The organism is Lactobacillus johnsonii (genome assembly GCF_014058685.1).
GTDB lineage: Bacteria > Bacillota > Bacilli > Lactobacillales > Lactobacillaceae > Lactobacillus.
Window position 1 is genome coordinate 1,322,559 of record NZ_CP059055.1, and the last position, 22,594, is coordinate 1,345,152.

The 22,594-nt window shown below is 33.1% G+C and carries 30 protein-coding genes, 1 other RNA gene, 1 pseudogene and 1 riboswitch; of the genes and pseudogenes, 7 read left to right on the forward strand and 25 right to left on the reverse strand.

The window, feature by feature from the left end:
- Positions 1-22: 22 nt before the first annotated feature.
- From H0I41_RS06270 to H0I41_RS06285, 4 genes are all read right to left on the reverse strand, one after another.
- Positions 23-175, reverse strand: a complete 153-nt coding sequence (locus tag H0I41_RS06270) for a hypothetical protein (RefSeq protein WP_167739988.1) — start codon at positions 173-175, stop codon at positions 23-25.
- 114 nt (positions 176-289) lie between these two features.
- Positions 290-508: a hypothetical protein gene (locus H0I41_RS06275; protein ID WP_228099737.1), complete on the reverse strand. Its 219-nt coding sequence runs from the start codon at positions 506-508 to the stop codon at positions 290-292.
- 64 nt (positions 509-572) lie between these two features.
- Positions 573-908, reverse strand: a complete 336-nt coding sequence (locus H0I41_RS06280) for a DUF771 domain-containing protein (RefSeq protein ID WP_135014398.1) — start codon at positions 906-908, stop codon at positions 573-575.
- Positions 909-992: 84 nt separating this feature from the next.
- A complete protein-coding gene (locus tag H0I41_RS06285; protein ID WP_135014397.1) occupies positions 993-1,217 on the reverse strand; it encodes a helix-turn-helix transcriptional regulator in 225 nt (74 codons plus the stop codon).
- Between the two features lie 134 nt (positions 1,218-1,351).
- Between H0I41_RS06285 and H0I41_RS06290 the strand changes: the two genes are divergently transcribed.
- The 5 genes from H0I41_RS06290 to H0I41_RS06310 all read left to right on the forward strand — a co-directional run bounded on the left by H0I41_RS06290 (position 1,352) and on the right by H0I41_RS06310 (position 4,659).
- Positions 1,352-1,708 (forward strand): helix-turn-helix domain-containing protein, encoded by a 357-nt coding sequence (locus tag H0I41_RS06290; RefSeq protein WP_117285579.1) that lies wholly within the window; start codon positions 1,352-1,354, stop codon positions 1,706-1,708.
- Between the two features lie 170 nt (positions 1,709-1,878).
- On the forward strand, positions 1,879-2,163 hold the full coding sequence (locus H0I41_RS09460) for a toxin-antitoxin system toxin subunit (protein WP_337250385.1): 285 nt from the start codon (positions 1,879-1,881) through the stop codon (positions 2,161-2,163).
- Positions 2,164-2,225: 62 nt separating this feature from the next.
- Positions 2,226-3,125 (forward strand): PH domain-containing protein, encoded by a 900-nt coding sequence (locus tag H0I41_RS09425; protein WP_228099736.1) that lies wholly within the window; start codon positions 2,226-2,228, stop codon positions 3,123-3,125.
- 21 nt (positions 3,126-3,146) lie between these two features.
- A complete protein-coding gene (locus H0I41_RS06305; RefSeq protein ID WP_135014395.1) occupies positions 3,147-3,548 on the forward strand; it encodes a hypothetical protein in 402 nt (133 codons plus the stop codon).
- Between the two features lies 1 nt (position 3,549).
- Positions 3,550-4,659 carry a site-specific integrase gene (locus tag H0I41_RS06310; protein WP_135014394.1) on the forward strand — a complete coding sequence of 370 codons (1,110 nt, stop codon included), beginning with the start codon at positions 3,550-3,552 and terminating at the stop codon, positions 4,657-4,659.
- 69 nt (positions 4,660-4,728) lie between these two features.
- Here H0I41_RS06310 and ssrA read toward each other — a convergent pair.
- The 13 genes and pseudogenes from ssrA to coaBC form a co-directional block, all read right to left on the reverse strand.
- Positions 4,729-5,095, reverse strand: a transfer-messenger RNA (tmRNA) gene (ssrA, locus tag H0I41_RS06315).
- 56 nt (positions 5,096-5,151) lie between these two features.
- Positions 5,152-6,360, reverse strand: a complete 1,209-nt coding sequence (locus tag H0I41_RS06320) for an acetate/propionate family kinase (RefSeq protein WP_004897669.1) — start codon at positions 6,358-6,360, stop codon at positions 5,152-5,154.
- A gap of 25 nt (positions 6,361-6,385) precedes the next feature.
- Positions 6,386-7,387 (reverse strand): class I SAM-dependent methyltransferase, encoded by a 1,002-nt coding sequence (locus tag H0I41_RS06325; protein WP_135014393.1) that lies wholly within the window; start codon positions 7,385-7,387, stop codon positions 6,386-6,388.
- Between the two features lie 205 nt (positions 7,388-7,592).
- Positions 7,593-8,096: a competence type IV pilus minor pilin ComGF gene (gene comGF / locus H0I41_RS06330; RefSeq protein ID WP_023599758.1), complete on the reverse strand. Its 504-nt coding sequence runs from the start codon at positions 8,094-8,096 to the stop codon at positions 7,593-7,595.
- A gap of 5 nt (positions 8,097-8,101) precedes the next feature.
- Positions 8,102-8,320 (reverse strand): type II secretion system protein, encoded by a 219-nt coding sequence (locus H0I41_RS06335; RefSeq protein ID WP_135014392.1) that lies wholly within the window; start codon positions 8,318-8,320, stop codon positions 8,102-8,104.
- A complete protein-coding gene (locus H0I41_RS06340; RefSeq protein WP_245190594.1) occupies positions 8,310-8,612 on the reverse strand; it encodes a type II secretion system protein in 303 nt (100 codons plus the stop codon). The genes H0I41_RS06335 and H0I41_RS06340 overlap by 11 nt, the downstream gene beginning before the upstream one ends.
- A gap of 63 nt (positions 8,613-8,675) precedes the next feature.
- Positions 8,676-8,726, reverse strand: a pseudogene (locus H0I41_RS09430) (prepilin-type N-terminal cleavage/methylation domain-containing protein); the annotation flags it as partial.
- On the reverse strand, positions 8,723-9,019 hold the full coding sequence (gene comGC / locus H0I41_RS06345; protein ID WP_004894040.1) for a competence type IV pilus major pilin ComGC: 297 nt from the start codon (positions 9,017-9,019) through the stop codon (positions 8,723-8,725). The pseudogene H0I41_RS09430 and the gene comGC, both read right to left, overlap by 4 nt.
- 12 nt (positions 9,020-9,031) lie before the next feature.
- Positions 9,032-10,033 (reverse strand): type II secretion system F family protein, encoded by a 1,002-nt coding sequence (locus H0I41_RS06350; protein WP_011161800.1) that lies wholly within the window; start codon positions 10,031-10,033, stop codon positions 9,032-9,034.
- Positions 9,999-10,976 carry a competence type IV pilus ATPase ComGA gene (gene comGA, locus H0I41_RS06355; protein WP_004897674.1) on the reverse strand — a complete coding sequence of 326 codons (978 nt, stop codon included), beginning with the start codon at positions 10,974-10,976 and terminating at the stop codon, positions 9,999-10,001. Before comGA ends, H0I41_RS06350 begins: the two co-directional genes overlap by 35 nt.
- A 157-nt stretch (positions 10,977-11,133) precedes the next feature.
- Positions 11,134-11,865 (reverse strand): YebC/PmpR family DNA-binding transcriptional regulator, encoded by a 732-nt coding sequence (locus H0I41_RS06360; protein WP_004894030.1) that lies wholly within the window; start codon positions 11,863-11,865, stop codon positions 11,134-11,136.
- Between the two features lie 73 nt (positions 11,866-11,938).
- Positions 11,939-12,454 (reverse strand): VanZ family protein, encoded by a 516-nt coding sequence (locus H0I41_RS06365; protein ID WP_004897675.1) that lies wholly within the window; start codon positions 12,452-12,454, stop codon positions 11,939-11,941.
- Positions 12,451-13,659: a bifunctional phosphopantothenoylcysteine decarboxylase/phosphopantothenate--cysteine ligase CoaBC gene (coaBC, locus tag H0I41_RS06370; RefSeq protein WP_004897676.1), complete on the reverse strand. Its 1,209-nt coding sequence runs from the start codon at positions 13,657-13,659 to the stop codon at positions 12,451-12,453. The genes H0I41_RS06365 and coaBC overlap by 4 nt, the downstream gene beginning before the upstream one ends.
- Before the next feature lie 163 nt (positions 13,660-13,822).
- Between coaBC and H0I41_RS06375 the strand changes: the two genes are divergently transcribed.
- A complete protein-coding gene (locus tag H0I41_RS06375) occupies positions 13,823-14,713 on the forward strand; it encodes a metal ABC transporter solute-binding protein, Zn/Mn family (RefSeq protein ID WP_135014390.1) in 891 nt (296 codons plus the stop codon).
- A 44-nt stretch (positions 14,714-14,757) separates the two neighbouring features.
- On the opposite strand, the gene H0I41_RS06380 is transcribed toward H0I41_RS06375, so the two are convergent.
- Together H0I41_RS06380 and H0I41_RS06385 are read right to left on the reverse strand one after the other, a co-directional pair.
- The gene (locus H0I41_RS06380) at positions 14,758-15,534 is read right to left on the reverse strand and encodes an alpha/beta fold hydrolase (protein ID WP_011161798.1); all 777 of its coding nucleotides are present in this window, start codon (positions 15,532-15,534) and stop codon (positions 14,758-14,760) included.
- Between the two features lie 2 nt (positions 15,535-15,536).
- On the reverse strand, positions 15,537-16,244 hold the full coding sequence (locus H0I41_RS06385) for a hypothetical protein (RefSeq protein WP_011161797.1): 708 nt from the start codon (positions 16,242-16,244) through the stop codon (positions 15,537-15,539).
- A 111-nt stretch (positions 16,245-16,355) separates the two neighbouring features.
- On the opposite strand from H0I41_RS06385, the gene H0I41_RS06390 reads away from it, so the two are divergent.
- Positions 16,356-17,573, forward strand: a complete 1,218-nt coding sequence (locus tag H0I41_RS06390; protein WP_135014389.1) for a DUF4097 family beta strand repeat-containing protein — start codon at positions 16,356-16,358, stop codon at positions 17,571-17,573.
- 54 nt (positions 17,574-17,627) lie between these two features.
- On the opposite strand, the gene crcB is transcribed toward H0I41_RS06390, so the two are convergent.
- The 6 genes from crcB to cdaA all read right to left on the reverse strand — a co-directional run bounded on the left by crcB (position 17,628) and on the right by cdaA (position 22,554).
- The gene (gene crcB / locus H0I41_RS06395) at positions 17,628-17,987 is read right to left on the reverse strand and encodes a fluoride efflux transporter CrcB (RefSeq protein ID WP_135014388.1); all 360 of its coding nucleotides are present in this window, start codon (positions 17,985-17,987) and stop codon (positions 17,628-17,630) included.
- Positions 17,984-18,373 carry a fluoride efflux transporter FluC gene (locus H0I41_RS06400; protein ID WP_004897682.1) on the reverse strand — a complete coding sequence of 130 codons (390 nt, stop codon included), beginning with the start codon at positions 18,371-18,373 and terminating at the stop codon, positions 17,984-17,986. The genes crcB and H0I41_RS06400 overlap by 4 nt, the downstream gene beginning before the upstream one ends.
- Positions 18,366-19,181: a Cof-type HAD-IIB family hydrolase gene (locus H0I41_RS06405; RefSeq protein ID WP_135014387.1), complete on the reverse strand. Its 816-nt coding sequence runs from the start codon at positions 19,179-19,181 to the stop codon at positions 18,366-18,368. The genes H0I41_RS06400 and H0I41_RS06405 overlap by 8 nt, the downstream gene beginning before the upstream one ends.
- An 88-nt stretch (positions 19,182-19,269) precedes the next feature.
- Positions 19,270-19,332: riboswitch (Fluoride riboswitch) on the reverse strand.
- 28 nt (positions 19,333-19,360) lie between these two features.
- Positions 19,361-20,716 (reverse strand): phosphoglucosamine mutase, encoded by a 1,356-nt coding sequence (gene glmM, locus H0I41_RS06410; protein WP_012846420.1) that lies wholly within the window; start codon positions 20,714-20,716, stop codon positions 19,361-19,363.
- Between the two features lie 24 nt (positions 20,717-20,740).
- Positions 20,741-21,709: a CdaR family protein gene (locus tag H0I41_RS06415; protein ID WP_135014386.1), complete on the reverse strand. Its 969-nt coding sequence runs from the start codon at positions 21,707-21,709 to the stop codon at positions 20,741-20,743.
- Positions 21,706-22,554, reverse strand: a complete 849-nt coding sequence (cdaA, locus tag H0I41_RS06420) for a diadenylate cyclase CdaA (RefSeq protein ID WP_011161793.1) — start codon at positions 22,552-22,554, stop codon at positions 21,706-21,708. The genes H0I41_RS06415 and cdaA overlap by 4 nt, the downstream gene beginning before the upstream one ends.
- Positions 22,555-22,594 lie beyond the last annotated feature (40 nt).

Sequence of the window (22,594 nt, forward strand, 5' to 3'; positions counted from 1 at the left end):
ATTTAATTTATAAACCTTTGAATTAGTCGTTCCCGATTGCAGTCGGTAACGGCTTTTTTTGTGTCATTAATGCAATTTGGAATTGCTTATCGTACTCATCAGCAACTAATGGTGACTTATCTTGCTTAGCGAAAAATGCGTTGCTATTACTGATTAATCTTGCTTCTAATGTCATCTTTCTCACCTCCTTTAAAGGAATATTCTCCAGAAGTAATAGCCCAACATAGTGATACATATAATTCCTGCTGCAATTACTTCTGAGCAAACAATTGCAACTAGCCAATCTGTCTTACGCTTCATTCCAGTAATCTCCAATCGTTACTAAATCCGCAAGTGCTGCGTTAATTTGCTTCTGTTGTTCCTTAGTGCCTATCTTCTTAAACATTTCTGCTAATTGAATGACACTTTCCAATGTATTACCTAGATAAGCAATTTCAGCCGATCCATTTTTGTTAACAACAATTTGTTCATTTTTAATGCCAATTTGATACTCGGCATCTTTCTTCAACTCGAACACTCCTCTTGATAGCAATTGTCTAATTACGTCAGAAGTTGTAACTTTAATCATTTTTCTATCTCCCATAATCTTTTTTTATGCTTGCATTCCAATCAATGCGGTGGTAATTTTCTTCGATCCACTTCTTAGCATCTTTTCTAAAGATGATTGTTTTCTTACCGTTGTGTGGGTTAACTACAAAACCGCCATTTTCGAAATCAATTTCCTTTTCAAATCGATCAAAAATATATATTCTTACCCACTCTTGACCCTTACCTCCGCAATACTTTTTTCGGAACTCATCAATATTGATTGTTGCGCCCTCTGCTTCTTCCTTTTCCTTATCAAATAAAGCTTTGATAATTGGTTTAAAGATAACTATGAGAGCATCTTTGTTAATTAGCTCAGGCATCTAATCACCCATATCTCTCTTAATCCTCAGCATGTTCAAGTTCAAATTAGATTTTCATTTTCTTGTATCTCCTCTACTTGTTTCCTAAATCTTGTAACTTTTATTTAAAAAAATGGAAGGTGAAATATTTAGAGCATCTGCTACACCAAAAGCAAACTCAGCTGTAAAACGTAATGTTCCATTCAAATATCCAGTTAAATTAGATGGCGACATATTCATCTTTCTAGCAAGATAACTTTTCTTAATTCCATGTTCTTTTAGATATTGATCTAAAATTTGGGCGCTATTCTCCTTAGTAAGACTTGGCATGTTTTCCCTCCTTTCAGTTACAAATATCTTGTAACTTTATACTTATATAATACTACATATTTTTTGTAAAAATATTTTAAAAATATAAAATTAAGTTACAATATAATTGTAATTTGATTGAGGAGGTCAAAAATATGACCGATTTTAGTGATAAATTAAAACAGCTTAGAGAAGGCAAAGGCTGGAGTAAAACTAATGTTGCTAAACATTTAGGCATTGGACTTTCAACTTATGCTAATTGGGAATATGGCATTAGTGAGCCTGATATTCAAACTATTAATCAAATAGCTACTCTGTATGATGTATCTAATGGATACTTAATGGGTAATGACAACAGTGGAAATGAAGAAAATGAAACTAAATCAGTTGACTTAGAAAAAGACCCTGTCGTACTTAGCTACGGTGGTCGTCCTGTTTCAGATGAAGATATGGATATTATCAAGGCTATCCTTGAAAGACATAAGAATGATGGAGACGTTCACTACGAGTAACTATGTATAATAATGATTTACTACTATATATATGTCATTTGATTGAGGATCATAACCTCGGTGTTATACTTTCTCGCTTAGACGACAGACATTTCCGCTCTAGGTATCTTCCGCAAAAGAAGCTTATCATTGTCAATACAAACTGGTGGAATCCACCAGAAGTGCCGTTTATGGCTGCGCATGAACTCGGACATTGCATTAATGGCGATACAGGTGTTATGTACTATGCCCATGATTATGACTGGCAAGAACATGATGCCTTTAACCGAAACGATGACGCATTCAAGGAAGATCAAGCTGATTTATATGGATTAAATCTCATCTGGGATTATGCTTCTTCCCAAGGGTACACCTGCGAAGACCCTGGAGAGTTCATGCTACAGTTCGGGATTCCGGAAAGATTGAAAAAAGTCGTTGCCAAAAAATTTGAAAACAGCAATGATTTACTATTTTAGGCGATTTTATGAACAAAAAGTAAAAAAGAAACTTCAAAAACATATTGATGAGGAAAATAAGAATGAATAAAAAATGCTTAATGTGTGGAAAATCAAGTTTAACAAAGTTAAAACTAAAAGATGGTGTAGTTTGCTCAAAATGCCTAAAAAAATCTAATTGGGGTAAAGGCTGGGCAACTACTCCTAATGCTGCTTTATTTTGGGCTAAAACTTTGACATTTAATGAGTTTCAAGAATTCCTTGCAAATGGTGGTAATTATAAAACTGCAACTCAAAATTGGATAAAAAAAAGAACAGCTAAAACTCAAGCTAAATCAGATAAAATTGTAGAAAACTCAAAGGAAAAATTGTCTAATATTGATAATAAGCAGGTAAATACTCATTCATTAGATGATGCTATGGCACAAAATGAAACTGAAAAGATCCAGAAAATGGATACTTCAGAAAAGGTTAAACAAGAACTTATTGCTGCTAAGGTATTCGATTTAACTTTCGTAAAGAAAGAGATTAAAGCTCTTCCAGAAGTATTAGATAATACTGAAACAATCAAATATGCTTGTTCAGGTGTCCTTGATGGTCATACTTGGCTAGTAGTATGTACCAACAAAAGAGTTATCTTTTTAAACAAGAATATGATTGTTGGAATGGATCAGAAAGAGATTCCTCTCGCTGTGATTAATGCAGTATCTTATAGCAAGCAATTTGTCTCTGGTACTGTATCAATCACTAATGGAGCTAATGTAACTGGAATTGAAAAAATTAACGCTGTGGCTGCTCCTATCATGGCTAAAACTATCAGAGAACAAATGGCTGCAATTAAGTCTCCTACTCAATCTCAGACAGTAGTTCAATCTACTCCAGATGTTCCTGATGAAATTAGAAAATATAAGCAACTTTTAGATGATGATATTATCACTCAAGAAGAATTTGATGCAAAAAAGAAAGAATTACTTAATCTTTAAAAGCACATATAGGAGACATAAATGAAAGTTAAATTTAAAGCAGTAATTACCTCTATAACAGCTACAGTAATTTTAGGTAGCTCTTTCCCCTTGATTCAAAAACATAGTTCACAAATTGTCGAAGCAAAGCAAAAATCTACCCATCATAAGAAAAAGGCTAAAACTAAAAAATCTAAAGATACCTTATTATCTAGAGCAAAAAAATTAAAGTATGGAATGAAGTTAACTACAGTCAAAAAAATTATGAAAGTGAAACCAACTGAAGAAAATGAAGACGGTTTTGTAACCCTTACATATGGTAATGATAAAGTTATTCTTGGCTTTGATGAACATAATAAACTATCTAATGCTCCTGCAGGCGCCCCTCAGATTGCAAAACAAGGAGAAAAATATGCTCGTCAACATATAAGAAATAAGGATTAAAATGGCACGAATAAGAAAACGGGGAAAGAAATGGACGGCAGAGGTATCATGGTACATTAATAACGAGCGACAGTATAAATCCAAAGGTGGGTTCGAAACTAAGCGAGACGCTCAAAAATGGGCTAATGAGATGGAAGTAGCTAAAGATGACGAACAAATCTCTAATAAAGACCCCATTTTTGCTGAATATTTTAAAATTTGGTACGAAACCTTTAAAATTACTGGTAAATCAAATAATACTAAAAGACGCTATGCTAGAATCTATGATCTAATTAAGTTAAATTTTCCTGACGTAAAAATCTCTAAAATGAATCGTCTTAAATATCAGAAATTTATAAACGATTACGGATCTAACCACGCTAAAGATACTGTAAAAAAAACGCATGGATCAATTAGATCATGCGTTAAAGATGCAATCAGCGAAGGAATTATAAGGAAGAACTTCACTGACAGAATTAATTTAGTTTGGAATGAAGAAAAAAATAGAAAAATTGATTATTTAAACTTTGCCCAAGTCCAATTGCTAGTTAAATCTCTTTTAAATGGCATTAAGCCATCTTATATAAGCAGATATATGCTTCTAACTATAATTTATACTGGAATGCGTCCGGGAGAAATCAGAGTGCTTACATGGCATGATATAGATTTTAAAAATCAGCAAATCCACATAACTAAGTCATGGGACTATGATAATAATAAAATTGTTAATTATGACTCAGACGAGATTAACAAGGAAACTAAAAATCGCTCTTCTACCCGTGTTATAGCTGTAGATCATAAGTTACTTGATATTCTACTCCAACTTAAAGAAAATGGAACTGAGAGACTATTTATTAACAATGATGGCACTATTCCAACATCAACTGCTGTGAATAAAGTTTTACGCAAACACTTAAAGAAACTAAATATCGAAAAAGAAGGTTTTCACTTCCATAGTTTGCGACATACACACGTTGCAATGCTACTTTTTAAAGGAGTGGATTTATATTCTATCAGTAAACGGTTAGGACACTCCAATATGAGTATAACTGCTTCCACTTATGCATATATGTTGGACGAACTAAAACAAAAATCAGACAAACAAATAATCAATATTTTGGACGAAATTTAGACCTTAGCGGTCAAATGGCGGTCAAGATAAAATAAAAAGCCTGTAGGATCAATACCTACAGGCTTTTATTAATGGAGATGAGGGGAATTGAACCCCTGTCCAAACGTATTTCGTCGTTAACATCTACGATCATAGTTATATTACTTAAAATTCGCTTTGATAAAACGCCATATAACAGGGCTAAACTATCAAAACTAACCTAAGAATCTTATTTCTAACTATTAAGGTAAGTAGTTAAACGTAGCTCGTTAAATGGTAAGACCCGTAGATAGACACGAGCAATCCATCTTTGGATCACGCAGGCTGACTAAGCAGCTACTGCGTAAGAATTTTCGTTATTTGCAGTTATAATTTAACTGTGACGTTTTTAACGTAGACGTGACCTACGAATCGCAGTCAACGCGAATCTACGCCTGTCGAATCCCAAAACATCCCCAGATGTTTCAATGATATCACAGTCCCTATTAAAATGCTATAACTTTGATTTTAACCTTATTTGTTTAACTTATCTAATTTTGCTAAACGAACAACATCACGTGCAATCATTAATTCTTCATTTGTTGGAACAATCATAGCAGTAATTTTTGAATTTGGTGTAGTAATCACACCCTCATGATTAGCTTTGTTGGCTTCTTCATCATATTCAAGACCAAGCCAAGTAAGACCATCCATAATTTGCTTTCTTACACTTGCATCATGTTCCCCAATGCCTGCTGTAAAGACTAAAACATCTAATCCGCCCATTTCAGTCATGTAGGCACCAATATAACGAACAATTCGATTAATGAATATATCTTTTGTAAGTTGAGCCTGCTTATCACCATTTTTGATAGCTTTTTCAATATCTCTCATATCTGGTGAAATTCCTGAAAGACCCAATAAACCAGATTCGGTATTCAACATCTTGATAACTTCGTTAAAACTAGTGATGTTTCCCTTTTTCATAATAAATTGAAGTAAAGAAGGATCTACATCACCACTTCTCGTACTCATCGTGATTCCTGCAACAGGACTAAATCCCATTGAAGTATCAAAAGATTTTCCATCTTTAATAGCAGTAACTGATGCACCACTACCCAAGTGACAAAGAACCATCTTCAAGTCCTCAACTGGTTTATTTAAAAGATCAGCGGTACGACGTGATACATAGCGTGCAGAAGTACCGTGTGCACCATATTTTCTAGCACGGAACTTTTCGTAATACTTATAAGGAACAGAATATAAGTATTGAACTGGATCTAATGATTGGTGAAATGACGTATCAAAAACAGCGACTTCTGGTACATTAGGCAAAACTTTCATGAAGGCATAAATACCATCTGCCTCAGCTGGGTTATGTAAAGGCGCATAGTCACTCATATTATAAATTTTCCAAAGATTATCTTCAGTAATTACTGTACTATCAGTAAATTCTTCTCCACCAGCAACTACACGGTGACCTACGCCCGCAATATCTTCTAAGGAATCAATAACATTATATTCTTTAAGCCAGCTAAGTAACTTTTGAACAGCTTCTTCTTGGTTAGCAATATCACTTTGTTCATCATGTTGACTGCCATCAGCTAAAGTCATAGTAAAAACAGAGCCTGGTAATCCTACCCGGTCAGCCATACCAGATGCAATTACTTCTTCATTATCAAGAGAAAATAATTTGTACTTAAATGATGAACTACCTGAATTTACTGCTAAAACTTTTTTCATATATATACCTCACATACTTATAAAATTAATCTTTATTTTTATGATACCAATCATTTAACTTCATATTAAATGCTACTAAAGATTCTGGTCCTTTTAGTGAATCTAATTTAGCTACCAGTACTTCCCGCTCCACAGCATGATCTCCATGATTTTGGAAAACTAAAATTGATTTTTGCTGAATTTGGTTTGAAAACATATTATCTGGCAAATCTACAATAGCTTGAATATTAACTTTTTTTGCTAACCAAGTCATGAATTCAGTAGAGCCTTTGCCAGTAAATAGTAATCGTGGTACCACTAAAAATGCAAAGCCATCTCTCTTAAGATTATTTACAAGTTGCTCAATAAACAAAGTATGGGCAAATGAATGTCCTTCTTTTGCATGATTTTCATAGCGTTGAGCATTATTATCTAGTGGATAGTAACCTACCGGTAGATCACTTAAGACAACATCAGCCTTTTCAATCATCCATGGATCTAATGCATCTTGGCAATACAAATCAATCTTTAAATCTTCAAGATGCGCACCAATATCAGCCAAGTCTAAGAGAGATTCCTCGTTATCAATTCCAATTAGATTGTAATTATTTTGAGAATGATTCTCTTGTATTAACTGTCTAATTACTGAATAAAGTAAGTTTCCAGTCCCAATAGCTGGATCAACTACAGTTTTTTTACCAGTAGGAACAATTTTTTGCCAAATCAAAGCAATTATTGTAGCAACTACTGAGGGGGTAGGCATTAAGTTATAGTCACTAGCATCTTGAGTAATTGCCTTTAAAGCTAATAAAGTAAATATCTGTACTTTCAATGCACGTGGCAAATTATCATAATCTAATTGACGATATTCTTCAGTCAATTCAGCTACAGTTTCCTTATCTGGAGCACCTGACTCAACTTTGATCTTTCCGTTTTCTAAATTATCAAAGGTTTCCGTCAATGCAGATGAAAAAGAAACATTAAGAGCCTTTTGTAAATGCTCAATAGCTGTCTGAAATTTTGGATACAATTCTTCTACTTTTTGCATTTTTCTTCCTTCTTTAATATTCCTTCTAATATTCTATAGGTATCCTCAAATACTAGCAAGCACTCCTTATTACTTAGAGAAATAATTTATTAAAGAAAGATTGCTTTCCATATTTTCAGTAAAAGTATGCTGGTACATTAACGTAAAAGTAATACAGATATTAATAAGCAGTAAACTACTAACCAAAGCACTCCCGTTTACTCGATTAACTCTTTTTTTCTTTCTCATCAACTGGATTCACTTCCTTTTTTTCTGGTAAATCTGTTTTAAAATACATTTCACTTTGTCTACCATCTTTTTCAGTTATCAGGATTGTAAATGAATCTTTTGACGTAGAACATCTAATTTTTTTAACTTTAAAAAGTAGAGGCATATGTCCACCCTCATCTGTCCGCATTCTTAAAGTATCATTTGAGCTCAAATCAATCACATATGTCTCGTAAGTCGGATCATTCTTCTTTTTATCAGAAAATTTTCTGAGAATAATTTTAGTTGGGTCTGATCCAGTTGTACTTACTTCAACATGCCCACTTTCTTTTAAAAAATTATTTACTTGTACATAACTATATGCAATTTCATTTATTCCACTTTTTTGATGATTAATTTTTCTAAGTGTATTTACGAGTCCAAAAAGTATTTGCGCACATAAAATCGTAACCGCAATTGCAAAAACTGCCTCTAATAAAGTAAAACCTTTTATTCTTTTCATTATTTTTACCTATGATAGACATGATCATGGACTAATAATGTTTTCTTATCACTATGTTTAAAAATATATTCAGCATAGGACTTATCTACTCTTTTTTCAATTTGTTTTTCCGTTTGCCTATTTTGCTTAAGTGTCAAGCCCAATAAAATCACTCCCAAACAAGCAATTGTAAATCCTAAACATGCTTCCCAGAAAATAAATCCTTTTATTTTTTTATTCTTCAACCATTCTTCCCCATGTCATTTGTATTTTTATTTTCTTTTCTTTCTTACCATTCTTAATGGTAATCGTCCGTGGTGAAATTGTTCCACGATTGCTAATGTAAAGATTATCAAAATTGTAAACCCTAATATGTTTATCTAAATAAACTTGCAAAACCTTATGAGGTTCCTTTATTTGAATCGAAGAATTATTATCAAAATATGACAAAAAATATGACTTCTTTTTTACTGTTGCTAGATGTAAATACTTATTAATGGTAGATTTCACTTGACGTGTACTATTATCTAAAACCACCTGCTCCTTGATATTCTTGACATAAAGCGTTGGCATCAAGACTAGAAGACAAACCACTGCTAATGTAACTACTGTTTCAATTAATGTAAATCCTCTCGTTTTTTTGAAAATCATTTTTGTGGTAATTTTTCATATCTTTCTTTTTGCTTTTGAGAAATATACTCTTTCTTTACAAGTTCTTCTAAGGAAGTTCCATCTCCATTATCTTCAGCAAGCTGTCTTTGTGTCTCAATTGTTGTTCTTAAAGCCTCATCAGTCTTACTCGTAGCTCTATCTTTTTGTTTGCTTAGTCCGGGCACAATCAGCAAAATTAGCATTGCAATGATCGCAATTACAATTACCATTTCTACTAAAGTAAATCCTTTTACTTGCTTATTTTTTATAATAAATTGTTTTAATTTTTTCATTTTATTTTTCCTCTACATAGTTTCCATTAAGTGATACATCGGCATTAATATCTTTAAATACATCCCTAAAATACAAATCCCAATAAAAATAAAGCATATCGGTTGGATATTGAGAATTAGGCTATTCAATTTTAGATTCAGTTCATAAAAAAGTGTCTTGCTAAGCAATAAGGCACGTTTTCCAATTTCCTTTCTAGTTGTTCCAGTTTCTAGAAGCATGACCAAATTATTAGGTATGAAAAATTCTTGCTCAATAATTTCTTTAATTTCAGTACCCTTTTCTAGTTGATCTTTTACTTTTACCCCGATAACTTGTTGTAATGACCTATCAGGTTGCATAGCAGTAAGTTGACAGATTTTTTGTAGTGAAAAACCATTAATTAATAAAACTGCTAAATCAGACACAACTAGATAATGAACATATAACCGTAAAACAGCTCCAATCATAGGTAAATTTGTTAGTTTTTTAAGAGCATAATAATCTTGTTTATTAAGTAATCTAATTGTTTTACTAATAAAAAATACTGCTGTAATAACCAAAAGTATCAGGCCACCAAGCATTACATTACTAGTCAAGTCATTATCAGACATTTCTGTTTTTAGAAATGTTTGCATACAAATTAGCAAAGTAACCATCATCCCAACCAAAAGCGCGGGATAGGCTAATTCTCCTTTTAACTTCTTTAATTGCTTATTCTTTAATCGAATAAGTTTACTCATTTGATCTAAGCAAGATAATAGATTTCCATCAATAACTGCTAGATTTATTTGGGCAGCTAGAGTGCTAGAAAATCCCACTTCCTGCAGTACGTCTCCCAACTGGCTTCCTTCTTCTACTCGCTGATTTACATAAAGAAGTTGACGAGAATTACCCCTCCAAATTTTTGGTAATAGTCTCAAACTAGCATTCAAGGAATATCCATTAATTAAAGCCTGCCTTAAATAATCAATAAAAATCAATTGGTCAGCACTATTTAACTTATCCTTCTTCAAAAAGTTGCTGAGTTTTTTCACTAATTTTTCCTCGTTTTACTAATTGATTTAAACTATTCTGCCAATCATGCAAATTACCACGTTTATCGTTATTAGTGATTGCTTGATTAAGCATTTCTCCATATCCAATATCCATTAAACAAGCAACATCATTTTTATCTTTTATAGGTAATAACCGTTGATAGGAAACCGCCGTTAAGCAATTACTCAGTTCATCTTTAGTAATACCTAATCCTTCAAGACGCGATATTGTTTGCAAAGCCGTCTTAGCATGAATAGTAGCTAAAACTAAATGTCCGCTCAGGGCAGCATTAATACTGATTTTTGCTGTTTCTTGATCTCGAATTTCACCAATAATTAAAATATCCGGTCTATGCCGTAAAGCTGCTTTCAACAAATCGGGATATGTAATCCCCGCAATTAGATTCACCTGCGTCTGTAAGAAGTCTGGATTCCACACTTCAACTGGATCTTCAATAGTCATTACAACTTTATTTTTTCCAATCACTTGCGCTAACTCATACATGGTTGAAGTTTTTCCCGATCCTGTTGGCCCACTTGTAACTATTAATCCACGTTGATTGGTAAGTTTTTTAATTAAATTAAACTGCTCCGGAAGAAAATAATTATTATTCTTTTCTCCATAAATCAACCTAACTACTAAAGATTCAGCTCCGGCAAATTCTCCAACACTAGAAAAACGTAAAAATATCTTTTTTCTTTTAAACTCGGTCTGATACGCTCCTACCTGGGGTCTACGCCGTTCAGAAATATCCATCTGTGCTTGAAACTTAAAATAATTTAAGAGCTCTCTTCCACCATGTCGACTTAACTCTTGAATTTTATCTAAACCCATTGCAGTTCGAATTTTTACCTCGTATCCATTGATAATAGGAAAGATAAAAATATCACTAGCATGTCTTTCAATCGCCTCTTCTAAAATTCTTTCCGACATCTCATTCACTCTTAATCCCTCCTTTACTCTATATTTATTAGTACGCAAAAAATCAAAATTATTTTTTATTATTCAAAATAATTTGCAAAAAAAATGGACTGACCTAAAGGTCAGTCCAAAAAAATAGACCTAAAATATAATTTTAGATCTATTTTGCGATAAATTATTATTCATCATCATCTGCAGCAGCAGTATATACATTAGAAACGTCATCGTTATCTTCTAATGCATCAATTAAATGAGCAAATTGCTCTTTCTTATCTGCTGGAACTGGAGTGGTGTTTTGTGGAATCATAGTTAATTCTGCATTAGCTAACTTATAGCCAGCTTTTTCCAATGCATCACGTACAGCAGTAAATTGCTTAGGATCAGTGTAGATTTCAAATGCATCATCACTAGTTTCCAAGTCGTCTCCACCAGCATCCATAACATCAAGCAAAACTTGATCTTCATCAGCGTCAGTAGTTGAACGATCAATTACAAGGTACCCCTTACGGTCAAACATGTAAGCAACAGAACCAGTTGCACCAAGAGAACCACCATTACGAGTAAAGGCAACACGAACATCAGAAGCAGTACGGTTCTTGTTATCAGTTAAAGCTTCAACTAAAACTGCAACACCACCTGGTGCATAACCTTCGTAGGTAATTTCATCATAATGTTCATCTGAATTACCTTCAGCCTTTTTAATAGCACGTTCAATGTTAGTCTTAGGCATGTTAGCTGCACGTGCTTTATCCATAACCATACGTAAAGTAGGATTTCCTGAAGGGTCAGGACCACCACTCTTTGCAGCCATATAAATTTCACGAGATAATTTTTGGAAAACTTTACCTCTCTTAGCGTCTTGCGCATTCTTGCGGCCTTGAATATTGTGCCATTTTGAATGTCCTGACATAAGAATCCTTCTTTCTTTTTATTTAATATAGTTAACCTTGTCAATCATAACGCACTAAAGGTTTAAATTCAATCTAGGAATTACTTTTTTCTGCACGATGTCTAAGCCAATAAACAAAAATACAAATTAAGATCGCTAAAAGTGCACCAGCTGAATCAAGCGCTACATCATGAACACTAGGGGTTCTGTCTCCAGTTAAATACTGGTGAAATTCGTCTAATCCGGCCAAACCAATGATACCTAGCCAAATAAATAAAGGACCACACCATTTCTTAAACAATCGATCTAATCCCAAACAAGCAAACAAACCCACTAAAAAATAAGATGAAAAGTGAGCAAACTTTCTCATGACAAACTGTGTCATCCCAGCTTCACCATTGTCCAAAACTGCATTATGCCATCGTCCACCATAATAAATATTCCAATTTCCTACTATTCTTTCAATAATTGGAAAATGACGATGTATAAATCCTGGTGACATCTCTTGCTCATGATAAGTCATTGAACTAGAAATAAACAATCCCAGTAATACAGCAATCATTAAACATACAAAAATAATTTCTCGCTTAGTTAACAAAGTTTTTTTCATTTTATAACTTTCCTACTTTCAAGCTCTTCAGCAACTAAAGTAATTATTTTCTTAGCTATTTCTACTTTAGTTGTCTCTGCGATATTTTCATTTGCTTTATCTTTTCTTAATACCGTAACCTTATCCCTATCGCTTCCAAATACTCCCTGACTAACATTATTGGCTACAATCATATCTGCATTTTTATTTTTCAACTTTTTAGTCGCATTTTCGAGTAAATCATTTGTTTCAGCTGCAAAACCAACCACAACTTGCTGTTCTTGCTTTAAACTCCCCATTGTTTTTAAGATATCAGGAGTTTCTTTTAAATAAATTTTTAGTTTATCTCCTTGATCTTGCTTTTTAATTTTATGATCTATGTAGTTCACTGGCTCATAATCCGCTACAGCAGCCGCCATAATTAAAGCATCCGCAGTAGAAAAAGCTTTCTTCACAGCTGCAAGCATTTCTTCAGTCGTCTCTACATGAATAACCGTCATTTTTGATGACTCAGGAACAGGAACTGAAACATGTCCTACAATCAAAACAACTTCTGCACCAGCCCTAAGAGCTGCATTTGCTAAGGCCAGTCCCATCTTTCCACTAGAGCGATTCCCTAAATAACGAACAGGATCAAGTGGGGAGACAGTTCCGCCAGCAGTAATTACAACTTTTTTACCAGCTAATTCATCATTTACTTGAAGAGATGAGTTTACCCAGTTCATGATTGCTGCTGGTTCAGGCATTCTTCCCTTACCATTATATCCTTCAGCTAAACGGCCAGTATCAGGATCCATTACAAAGATTCCATCTTGCTTTAATTGCTGTAAGTTTCTTTGAAATGCAGGATTACTCCACATATGGCTATTCATTGCCGGAATAACATATTTAGGTGCAGCAGTTGCTAAAAACGTTGTACTTGCAGCATCATCTGCTATCCCATTGGCTATTTTTGCAATAAAGTTAGCTGTTGCCGGAACTACAACCGCAATATCAGTCCAGTCGGCCAATTCAATATGCTGGATCTTATCAGCTCTATTCTCCTTCCAGAGATCAGTTAATACTGGATGCTTCGTTAAAGCAGCTAAAGTTTGTGTTCCAATCAAATGAACTGCCTCTTCGGTCATCGCTACTCTTACTTCATGTCCTTCTTTTTGAAAATCACGTACAACACTAATTGCCTTATATGCAGCAATACTACCCGTGATATATATTGTAGCTTTCATTTTTTATCAACCTTAATTCATAATTTCTTTCTACTATAACACAAGCTTACTAAGTCGAATTACTAAAAATAAATTAGCAAATTAAAAAATATTAGTAAATTCTGCTATGATTTATATTGAATGCAGATCTAAACAACATAATTCGAAAGGATAAATATATAGAATGAGAAAACATTATCAAAAGATTTTTGCTTTCTTTTTTGCAATTAGTAGTCTTGTTTTAATTCTTACTGGCTGCTCAAAAAAAGAAAATTCATCAAATAAAATTTCTATCGTAACAAGTACTAATGTTTATGCCGATATCGCACAAAATGTCTTAGGAAAATATGGTAAAGCAACTGCTATTATTACTAACAGTGCTACTGATCCACATGACTTTGAACCCACAACTGCAGACGCAAAAAAAGTTCAAAATGCAAAAATTGTTGTTGCTAACGGTTTGGGCTATGATTCTTGGCTTCCTAAGCTTGCTAAATCAACTAATAAGTCTGCTGTTTTAGTTGGCGAAGATTTAATGAATCTAAAAAATGGCGCAAATCCGCATATTTGGTTTGATTTAAACATGCCTAAAAAATATGTTAACTATTTAGTTGAGCGACTCTCTAAAATAGACAAAAAACATGCAGCTTACTACAAAGAAAATGGGAAGGAATATCTTGCAAAAATCAATAAGATACAAAAAATTGCAGATTCTATTGATGGTGCAAAACAAAAGCCAGTATATGTCAGCGAGCCAGTGTTTGACTATGCCTTAAATGCTACTCACTTTAAGATTGGTGATAAAGCTTTTGAAGAAGCAATTGAAAATGAAACAGATCCAAGTGCCAAAATTATTCATCAAATGAACCAAACAATTAATAATCGTGGAATTTCTTTCTTTGTTAAAAATTCTCAAGTAAGCAGTTTAACTGTTAATAATTTTGTAAAAAGAGCTAAGTCAAAAAATATTCCAATCTTGCAAGTTCGTGAAACCATCCCCAACAATACAAGTTACATAAAATGGATGACAGAAAATTATCAGAATTTAGCAAATATTAATAAAAAACTAGACTAAGTTAGTTTATTAAAAAGAGGGCCTCTAATACGAGACCCTCTTTTTTACTTTAAAATATCTTTTAACTTTATATTAAATTGCTGTGGAATTTCCGCCATAATTACATGTCCCGTCGGTGACATAATAAAGCTATTTATTCGGCTATTCTTTTGTTCAAGCTTCTTTTCATATCCCTCTCGATAATAAGGACTTTCCTTTGCAACAAAAAAAGTAGTTGGAATTGTTGTTTTTTCTAAAACTCTTCGCCAATCTAATGACATATGATTTTCAAGCAAATCTACATTATCTTTTCTATTAAATGGATTGGCTTTCTTGGCCTTCATTAACTTAGCATACACATTATCATCCAAGCCATTATATGTTTCATGAACCCGTGGCCTTTCTTGGCATTTTTTTAAATAATTTTCTTTTGTATAATCCATAAAGCCATATTTCCAATTTTCATCATTAAGCATTTTAGGTGACTGATCTATTAACAATGCTTGTTTAACCAGCTTTGGATTATTTTTCATTAAACAAAAGATGATAGAAGCGCCCATTGAATGTCCCATAAAAATAGCTTGTTTGATTTTCAAAAATGATGTCAATTCATTCAAATCTTGTGTCAAACGTTCGATAGTATGACCTTTTTCTGTTCGTTGGCTTTTTCCCATATTTCTGTGATCATAAGTTAAAACTTGATACCCTAATTTATTTAAAAATGGGACTTGTGCTGACCATATTTCTTGATAGGCTCCAAAGCCGTTAACCAAAACAATAGTTTTTCCTTTTCCCGTTAACTGGTAATTAATTTCTACATTATCACTTGTCTTAAATAGCATTTTTATTCCTGCTCCTGCTTAATTTTAATAAATAGACAGCCTACAGCCGCAATAATTGCGGTAATTAAAGCTTGTGTTAATCCACTGCTTAGGCTTACATTAATTCCGCTATACACACTTTCATGCAGCGAACTCGTGGCAATCTGGGCTGCATAAGATAAAACACCATATGATCCAATAGCCGCAATTAAAAGTGGAATAAGGGCTACTTTTTTTCCAAACAAAGCTAAAGCCATTGCCAAAATATATAGTCCAATCAACAAGAAGTAAATTAAATGATAAATCTCAGCAGCCTGTTTTACCGAATCAGAATTTTGCCTCAACTGTTCATTTACCAATTGTAATATGACTTGATTAAAAACTTGCTCCTGCTGCGTATCATTCTTTAAATTCAGATCAACATCCGTTAACTTATCATTAGCCAAATAATTGGTGCTTAATTGATTTAATCCTTGATAAGATGTCTTTAATTCGATATTTTTAGGCAACTGCGACAAGAGTGTATCTTCAATACCTGAATCTTGCAGAAAACTAACACCCATTTGTAAATCACTATTATTTGCTTGATCAACCACCTTATTAATAGAACTTTTTACTAAGCCGGCTGTGCTGTCTACTTTTAATTCTACGGGACTAGTTAAAGTTAAACTCAATGATATATAGATGAGCCCAACTACAACCAATCTCCAAATCCATTTTACAAATTTCAATTTTTTCTCCTAATGAAAATTTTAAGATTATTTTTTACACTTAATAAAGTAAATCCATAGATTTTTTAGTGCTATATAATAAAAGTGTAACAAATATCAAAGGAGTTCAGCATGATTGATGAAAAACTAAAAGAATTTTTCAATAAATTTCCTCATATTAAAGAAAATAAGCCTTTACAAAATACTTTAAGTAAAAAAATTAAAAACTTAATAAAAAAAGAAATTCAGCATGGTGCCAGTCAATTTGAAGCAGAACAAAAAGCACTTTTAAATTTAACGGATCTTGATACCATGCTTTCTCAACTAAAATCTTTAGAAGAAAATGACTATGTAAAATATAATGATTTTTTCGCCAAAATTTTCGATTCAAAACTAGTCAATGAACTAAAGATAAAATTAAATCAAATTGATGAAATTCATCTTAACTATCGCTTGGGTGATATTTTAGTTTTACCAACCAATTCTTCCCAACTAATCGTACATGACTTTATGTCTCGCGATATTAAAAACCTACACTCAACAGTTGAAAAAGTTGGAAATGTTTTAAAAATTACCCAAGGCCCTCGCAAACTAGTTGGTATTTTTAAAAATAAAACTTTGCTATTTTTACCTAAAGAGTTCACTGGTTTTCTAACTATTCGCAGTCAAAGTGGGGATGTCTATATTAATAAGATTTCTAATTATTGTATGGTAGATGTAACTGCGGTTTCAGGAGATTTTCTATTAGCTCACTCTACTCTTAAACGAGTACAAGCAGACTTAAAATCCGGAGACATTGTCATTTCTAATACTTCCGCTAATGTCTTTCATGTTAATGGTCACTCAGGAATGCTGGACAGTAATGATGTGAATGCAAAAGAAGAAATATCTTATCACACAATCAGTGGAAATATGGAATTAGAAAATATTAATACTAAAAATTTTTTTGTGGATACTAAAAGTGGCAAGATCGCCGTAAATGGGCTTACAAGTGAGAATATAGATTTAGTAACCGATACCGGATTAATGCTTCTAAATAATCTTACTGGAGGTGGTAATATTAAATCTGATATGGGGAAAATTAACTTATCACTGGCTGAAAAGTCTAAATTTAATTTATCAATTCAAAGTAAAGTTGGTAATATATCGGTTAATGTCCCACCGGCAATATTTTTCAAATTCAAAATTAATACCAAAAAAATTGGTCCAACTGATTTTCCTCTTGATGCCATTATTTACGGAAACGATGATTACGATAAAATTGAAGGCTATGTTGGTAAGGAAGATTCAACTAATTTAATTGATATTTCAAGCAAAGTAGGAAAAGTTTCGATTAAAAATCAAAATTAATAACTATCAAAAAAAGAATGTATCGGAATCTGATACATTCTTTTTTATTGAGATCTAAATCAAAGTATCTACTTTATATCCTAAAAATACTAAAATTAAGCCACCACCATATGATAGCAATGCATATAGGGTGAATACACTGTAATTACGATCTCGCCAATGAGACAGCAATTCAACGTTTAACGTTGAAAATGTTGTATAACCGCCTAATACTCCTGTTCCAATCAAAGCATAGATAAAGGGTGAGAATTTACGAGAAAAAATAAATCCCAATAAAAATGCTCCTGTAAGATTTATTAATAGCGTTGCGTACGGAAATTTCTCAGACCAATGTTTTTTACCATAGTTAGTAATGCCATATCTTAAAATTGCTCCCCAAATAGCTCCGAATCCGGCTGTTAAAACTGTTATCATGCTTTTTCTGCCAACTTTCTACCTGTTCTTTTACCTACTAACATTCCCAAATAAGCAAATAAAAAACCAATAAAGATCGAACTAAAGAAATAAATAGTTGCTTGACTATTCATCCCACTTTCTAATTGCTTAAGAGTATCTAAATTAAAACTTGAAAAAGTAGTAAAGGAACCAACAAATCCTGTACTTAGTCCAGTAACTAGCCAATCTCTTCCTTCTCGGTATTCAACAAAAAAATAAGTAAAAAATGCTAATAAAAAGCAGCCGATAATATTAGCAGTCAAAGTTCCAGTCTGTGACCAGATTAAATTTAAATAGGCTCGCAGTCCACCTCCAAAAAAAGCAAAAATCCCTACACTTAAATAATTTTTCAATCGTCTATTCATTAAAAACCAGCCTTCTTAATGCATACGCTATTCCGTCTTCATTATTTGTTTTAGTTATAAAATTAGCACGCTTTTTTATCTCAGAAACCGCGTTTCCCATAGCTACTTTATAGAATACCGGCACATCAAACATAGAAATATCATTAGTTTGATCACCAAAAATCATTACTTCATCTTCTTTTAAATTTAGTTTTTTAGCTAACTCTTTTAACGCATTTCCTTTAGATGCATGCTTAGAATTAATCTCAATCAAAGTTTCATCTGAAGTTGAGACATTATATCTTTCAAATACTTCCTCTGATAAATTCCCATAAATATTCTTCATTTCAGCTGGAGATCCTGAAAACATTGCCTTAGTAAATTTAATATCTTCTGAAATATCTTTTAGTTCAGAAACCTCTATTGGCATTCTTGTTAGCCAACTTTCACGTGATAGATAATAGTTAATAAAATGATCTAATGTAATAAACTTATCTCTTACTTCAATATGAAAATTTGCTTGTAATTTATCAGCAATCTTTTCAAAAAAGATAAAATCATTATAGCTTAACAGTTCTTCAACGATTGCTTTTCCTTGAGAATTTAACACTAAAGCTCCATTAAATGCAACCACATACTGAGTAGAATCCTTTAAGTCCAATTCATTAAGATAGTCCTTAATACCTGGAAATGGTCTACCTGAGCAAGGAACTATTTTTATTCCCATCTTTGATGCCTTTTGAAGTGCTTGCTTGGTTTTAACACTTATTTCTTGTTTATCATTTAATAATGTTCCATCAAGATCTACAGCAATTAATTTTATATTCATTAGCTTTTCTCCTTATGTAATCGGTTACTCTCCTTTCTATTATACAAAAAATGCATAAAAAAAGACGACACTACCTCCCTGTTGATCCAAGAAAGTAGGCGTCGTCAGATATTAATCGGTTAAATTGGTGAACACCATCACCATATTAAATTTTAAATAAAGCCAAAAATAATTAGTTTTTAGTTTGAACCCATTTCTTCTTCAACAACCTTAGCAACTTCTTCACAGTACTTGTCAGCTAATTCTTGTGTTGGAGCTTCAGTCATTACACGAAGCAAACTTTGAGTTCCAGATGGACGAACAAAAATACGTCCTTCATCACTTAATTCTTTTTCAACCTTTTCAATGGCTTCAGTAATGCGTTTATGTTCTTTCCAGTCTTTTTTATTTTCAACAGGAACATTAATTAAACGTTGTGGGTATTCTTTAAAGTCACTCAATAATTCACTGAGGGATTTACCGGTATCCTTCATTACATATAATAAATGTAATCCCGTAAGCATCCCATCACCTGTGTTGTGGTAGTCGCTAATAATAACGTGACCTGATTGTTCTCCACCAAGATTATAACCATTAGCTCTCATTTCTTCTGAAACATAACGGTCACCAACTTGTGTTCTTATATTTTTAAGACCACGTCTTTCCAAAGCCTTTGTAAAACCAAGGTTACTCATTACAGTTGTAACAATTGTATCTTTCTTTAAGCGACCATGATCAGCAAGATATGAGCCAATAACGTACATAATGTGATCACCGTCAACTTCGTTCCCATTTTCATCGACAGCAATACAACGATCAGCATCCCCATCAAATGCTAAACCTAATTGAGCACCTTGTTTTACAACTTCTTCTTGTAATTTCTTAGTATGAGTTGCGCCCACATGATCATTAATGTTTAAACCGTCTGGATGAGTTGCAATGGTAGTAAAGTCAACCCCCATATCAGCAAATAATCTTGAAATCAAAGCACTAGCAGCTCCATTAGCGCCATCTACAACAACTTTAATTCCACTTAATTCTTCTGGTAAAGTATTTTCAATAAATTGTAAGTACTTAGAAGCTCCTTCATGGTAATTTGTTACAGTTCCTAAACCTTCTGCAGAAGGACGTGGAAGCTTATCTTCAGGTGCATCAATCAATTTTTCAATTTCTTCTTCTTTAGCATCAGATAATTTTAAACCATCACTACCAAAGAATTTAATTCCATTATCTTCAACCGGATTATGTGAAGCTGAAATTTGAACACCAGCATCTGCACCTTGTGCACGTACTAAGTAAGAAAGACCAGGAGTAGTAATTACACCAACTTCTAAAACTTCAATTCCGACGGAAAGCAAACCAGAAATCAATGCATACTCTAACATTTGTCCAGAAATACGTGTATCACGAGAAACTAATACCTTAGCTCTTTCTCCATCCTTTTTATCCTTAGTAAGAACGTATCCTCCATCACGACCTAATTTAAAAGCCATCTCTGGAGTTAAGCCAGCATTAGCAACCCCCCGTACACCATCTGTTCCAAAATATTTAAGCATAATTTTTAACAACCTTTCCTTGTTTTATTCTTTTTTAGCAGTAGTATCAGTTACTTTTATATGAACTGGTATCACTGATGGTGATGCCTTAACAACGCCATCTGGCAATTTAAGTGCGACATTTTTCGTAATGTCATGGTTAATACCGCTTAAATCAACCTTTAAAGGAAGAGACGTTATTTTCTTGAGCGTATTTTCATCACCATATATCTCAATATTTTCTTCCTTTGCAGTTAAAGAATAAACATGAGTCGAAGATTCATTCTTCGAAGTTACATTTATTTTAACCTTCTTCTTAGATAAGCTAATTGGGATAGTAATATATGCCGTTACTGGATCCATAACGACGTTAAGCTGATGTCCATCTTTATCAAGTGCTACCAGCATTTCTTCACGTTCAAATGTGCTGTCTATTCCCTTTGGTAAATTTGCCCGAGCTACTACTCGATCAACTTGGTTAACTTCGCTTTTAGCTCCAGTAATATTAACTACTTCTGGATCACTTTTAGCAGTTCCAAGATTATACCCATGAGCTACAGCACTCTTATTATACTCTATTTGTACAGGAAGAGTACGAGATTTTCTCTTTTGAATATTTACGCGTACTTTACTTGGGCTAATATTATAAGTTAATTGACTACTTAAACCATTTACCTTAATTGGTACAGTATGCTCTCCTGTTTTTAAATGGCTTAAATCAATGTAGACACGGAAGTTTTGAGTATTAATAGTAGATGTAACTAAAGCATTCGATCCCTCTAAAGTTAAATTTACTTTTTCAGGATATCCCGTTACATAGTACTTATCCGTATTAACTGAAACTTGTAAGGGTACCTTAATTACCTGGGTTTTAGTTGCAGTTTTTAAGGTTTCTTCACGTCGGCCTTGAGTAACATAACCTTGCTGATTAGATGCTACATAAACAGCTAATAAAATAGCCAAAATCAAAGCAATAATTCGATAGAACCAAGGTTTATCAAAAAACTTTTTCATTTTTTATTTGACCCCCAATTCCAAACATGATTTACAATTCTTTGATACCACTTTGGCTTTTCTTCTTCCTCTTTTGGAACTAATTGAGCATTTAAATATTTCAAATATTCTTCTCTAGTTAGATCAAGCATAAACTGGCTATTACGAGTAATAGTTACTCCACCGGTTTCCTCTGAAACAACGATAGTAATTGCATCGGTAACTTCTGAGATACCAACAGCTGCACGGTGACGTGTCCCAAGTTTTTTAGGAATCATACTATTATCAGAAAGAGGTAAATAAGCTGCAGCAACTGCTATTCGATTATTGCGAATAATTACGGCACCATCGTGCAATGGCGTATTAGGTATAAAAATGTTGATTAATAATTCACCAGTGATATCAGCATCAATTGGAATACCGGTTTCAATATAGTCCTCTAGTCCTGTATTTTGTTGAATCGTGATCAAAGCACCAATTCTTCTTTTTGACATATACTGAATTGCTTTATCTAATTCTCCGATCATCTTTTCAGCAGCTTGCTTTTCAGTCATTGTAGTCCCACCAAAAATTGGTGATCTACCTAAATGCTCTAAGCCACGCCTAATTTCTGGCTGGAAAATAACAATTATTCCAATTACTGACCAAGAAAGAATTTGATCGACAAAATACGTTAACGTATGTAAATGTAACAACCCAGCTACAATTCTGACCAGAATAATTAATGATATCCCTTTAACTAATTGAACTGCTTTGGTCCCTCTTACCAACATAATTAACCGGTAAATAATGTACCATACAATTAAAATATCAATAATATTCATCAGGTTTTGCCAGGTAAATATTTGCTCAATATTAAACTTCATTGCCACCCTCCTAAAATTTAATTATATCTAAACCAAGCTC

What these genes read in the sequence shown, in the direction of transcription:
- H0I41_RS06415 (WP_135014386.1), bottom strand. Translation starts at nt 21,709, where the DNA reads ATGAAAAAGTTTTTTGATAAACCTTGGTTCTATCGAATTATTGCTTTG.
- H0I41_RS06290 (WP_117285579.1), top strand. Translation starts at nt 1,352, where the DNA reads ATGACCGATTTTAGTGATAAATTAAAACAGCTTAGAGAAGGCAAAGGC.
- H0I41_RS09460 (WP_337250385.1), top strand. Translation starts at nt 1,879, where the DNA reads ATGGCTGCGCATGAACTCGGACATTGCATTAATGGCGATACAGGTGTT.
- glmM (WP_012846420.1), bottom strand. Translation starts at nt 20,716, where the DNA reads ATGCTTAAATATTTTGGAACAGATGGTGTACGGGGGGTTGCTAATGCT.
- comGF (WP_023599758.1), bottom strand. Translation starts at nt 8,096, where the DNA reads ATGAAAAGAATAAAAGGTTTTACTTTATTAGAGGCAGTTTTTGCAATT.
- crcB (WP_135014388.1), bottom strand. Translation starts at nt 17,987, where the DNA reads ATGATAACAGTTTTAACAGCCGGATTCGGAGCTATTTGGGGAGCAATT.
- H0I41_RS06405 (WP_135014387.1), bottom strand. Translation starts at nt 19,181, where the DNA reads ATGAATATAAAATTAATTGCTGTAGATCTTGATGGAACATTATTAAAT.
- H0I41_RS06285 (WP_135014397.1), bottom strand. Translation starts at nt 1,217, where the DNA reads ATGCCAAGTCTTACTAAGGAGAATAGCGCCCAAATTTTAGATCAATAT.
- comGC (WP_004894040.1), bottom strand. Translation starts at nt 9,019, where the DNA reads ATGAAAAAATTAAAACAATTTATTATAAAAAATAAGCAAGTAAAAGGA.
- H0I41_RS06270 (WP_167739988.1), bottom strand. Translation starts at nt 175, where the DNA reads ATGACATTAGAAGCAAGATTAATCAGTAATAGCAACGCATTTTTCGCT.
- H0I41_RS06280 (WP_135014398.1), bottom strand. Translation starts at nt 908, where the DNA reads ATGCCTGAGCTAATTAACAAAGATGCTCTCATAGTTATCTTTAAACCA.
- H0I41_RS06325 (WP_135014393.1), bottom strand. Translation starts at nt 7,387, where the DNA reads ATGCAAAAAGTAGAAGAATTGTATCCAAAATTTCAGACAGCTATTGAG.
- H0I41_RS09425 (WP_228099736.1), top strand. Translation starts at nt 2,226, where the DNA reads ATGAATAAAAAATGCTTAATGTGTGGAAAATCAAGTTTAACAAAGTTA.
- H0I41_RS06310 (WP_135014394.1), top strand. Translation starts at nt 3,550, where the DNA reads ATGGCACGAATAAGAAAACGGGGAAAGAAATGGACGGCAGAGGTATCA.
- H0I41_RS06375 (WP_135014390.1), top strand. Translation starts at nt 13,823, where the DNA reads ATGAGAAAACATTATCAAAAGATTTTTGCTTTCTTTTTTGCAATTAGT.
- H0I41_RS06400 (WP_004897682.1), bottom strand. Translation starts at nt 18,373, where the DNA reads ATGAATAGACGATTGAAAAATTATTTAAGTGTAGGGATTTTTGCTTTT.
- H0I41_RS06320 (WP_004897669.1), bottom strand. Translation starts at nt 6,360, where the DNA reads ATGAAAAAAGTTTTAGCAGTAAATTCAGGTAGTTCATCATTTAAGTAC.
- cdaA (WP_011161793.1), bottom strand. Translation starts at nt 22,554, where the DNA reads ATGAAGTTTAATATTGAGCAAATATTTACCTGGCAAAACCTGATGAAT.
- H0I41_RS06360 (WP_004894030.1), bottom strand. Translation starts at nt 11,865, where the DNA reads ATGTCAGGACATTCAAAATGGCACAATATTCAAGGCCGCAAGAATGCG.
- H0I41_RS06305 (WP_135014395.1), top strand. Translation starts at nt 3,147, where the DNA reads ATGAAAGTTAAATTTAAAGCAGTAATTACCTCTATAACAGCTACAGTA.
- H0I41_RS06365 (WP_004897675.1), bottom strand. Translation starts at nt 12,454, where the DNA reads ATGAAAAAAACTTTGTTAACTAAGCGAGAAATTATTTTTGTATGTTTA.
- H0I41_RS06390 (WP_135014389.1), top strand. Translation starts at nt 16,356, where the DNA reads ATGATTGATGAAAAACTAAAAGAATTTTTCAATAAATTTCCTCATATT.
- H0I41_RS06380 (WP_011161798.1), bottom strand. Translation starts at nt 15,534, where the DNA reads ATGCTATTTAAGACAAGTGATAATGTAGAAATTAATTACCAGTTAACG.
- coaBC (WP_004897676.1), bottom strand. Translation starts at nt 13,659, where the DNA reads ATGAAAGCTACAATATATATCACGGGTAGTATTGCTGCATATAAGGCA.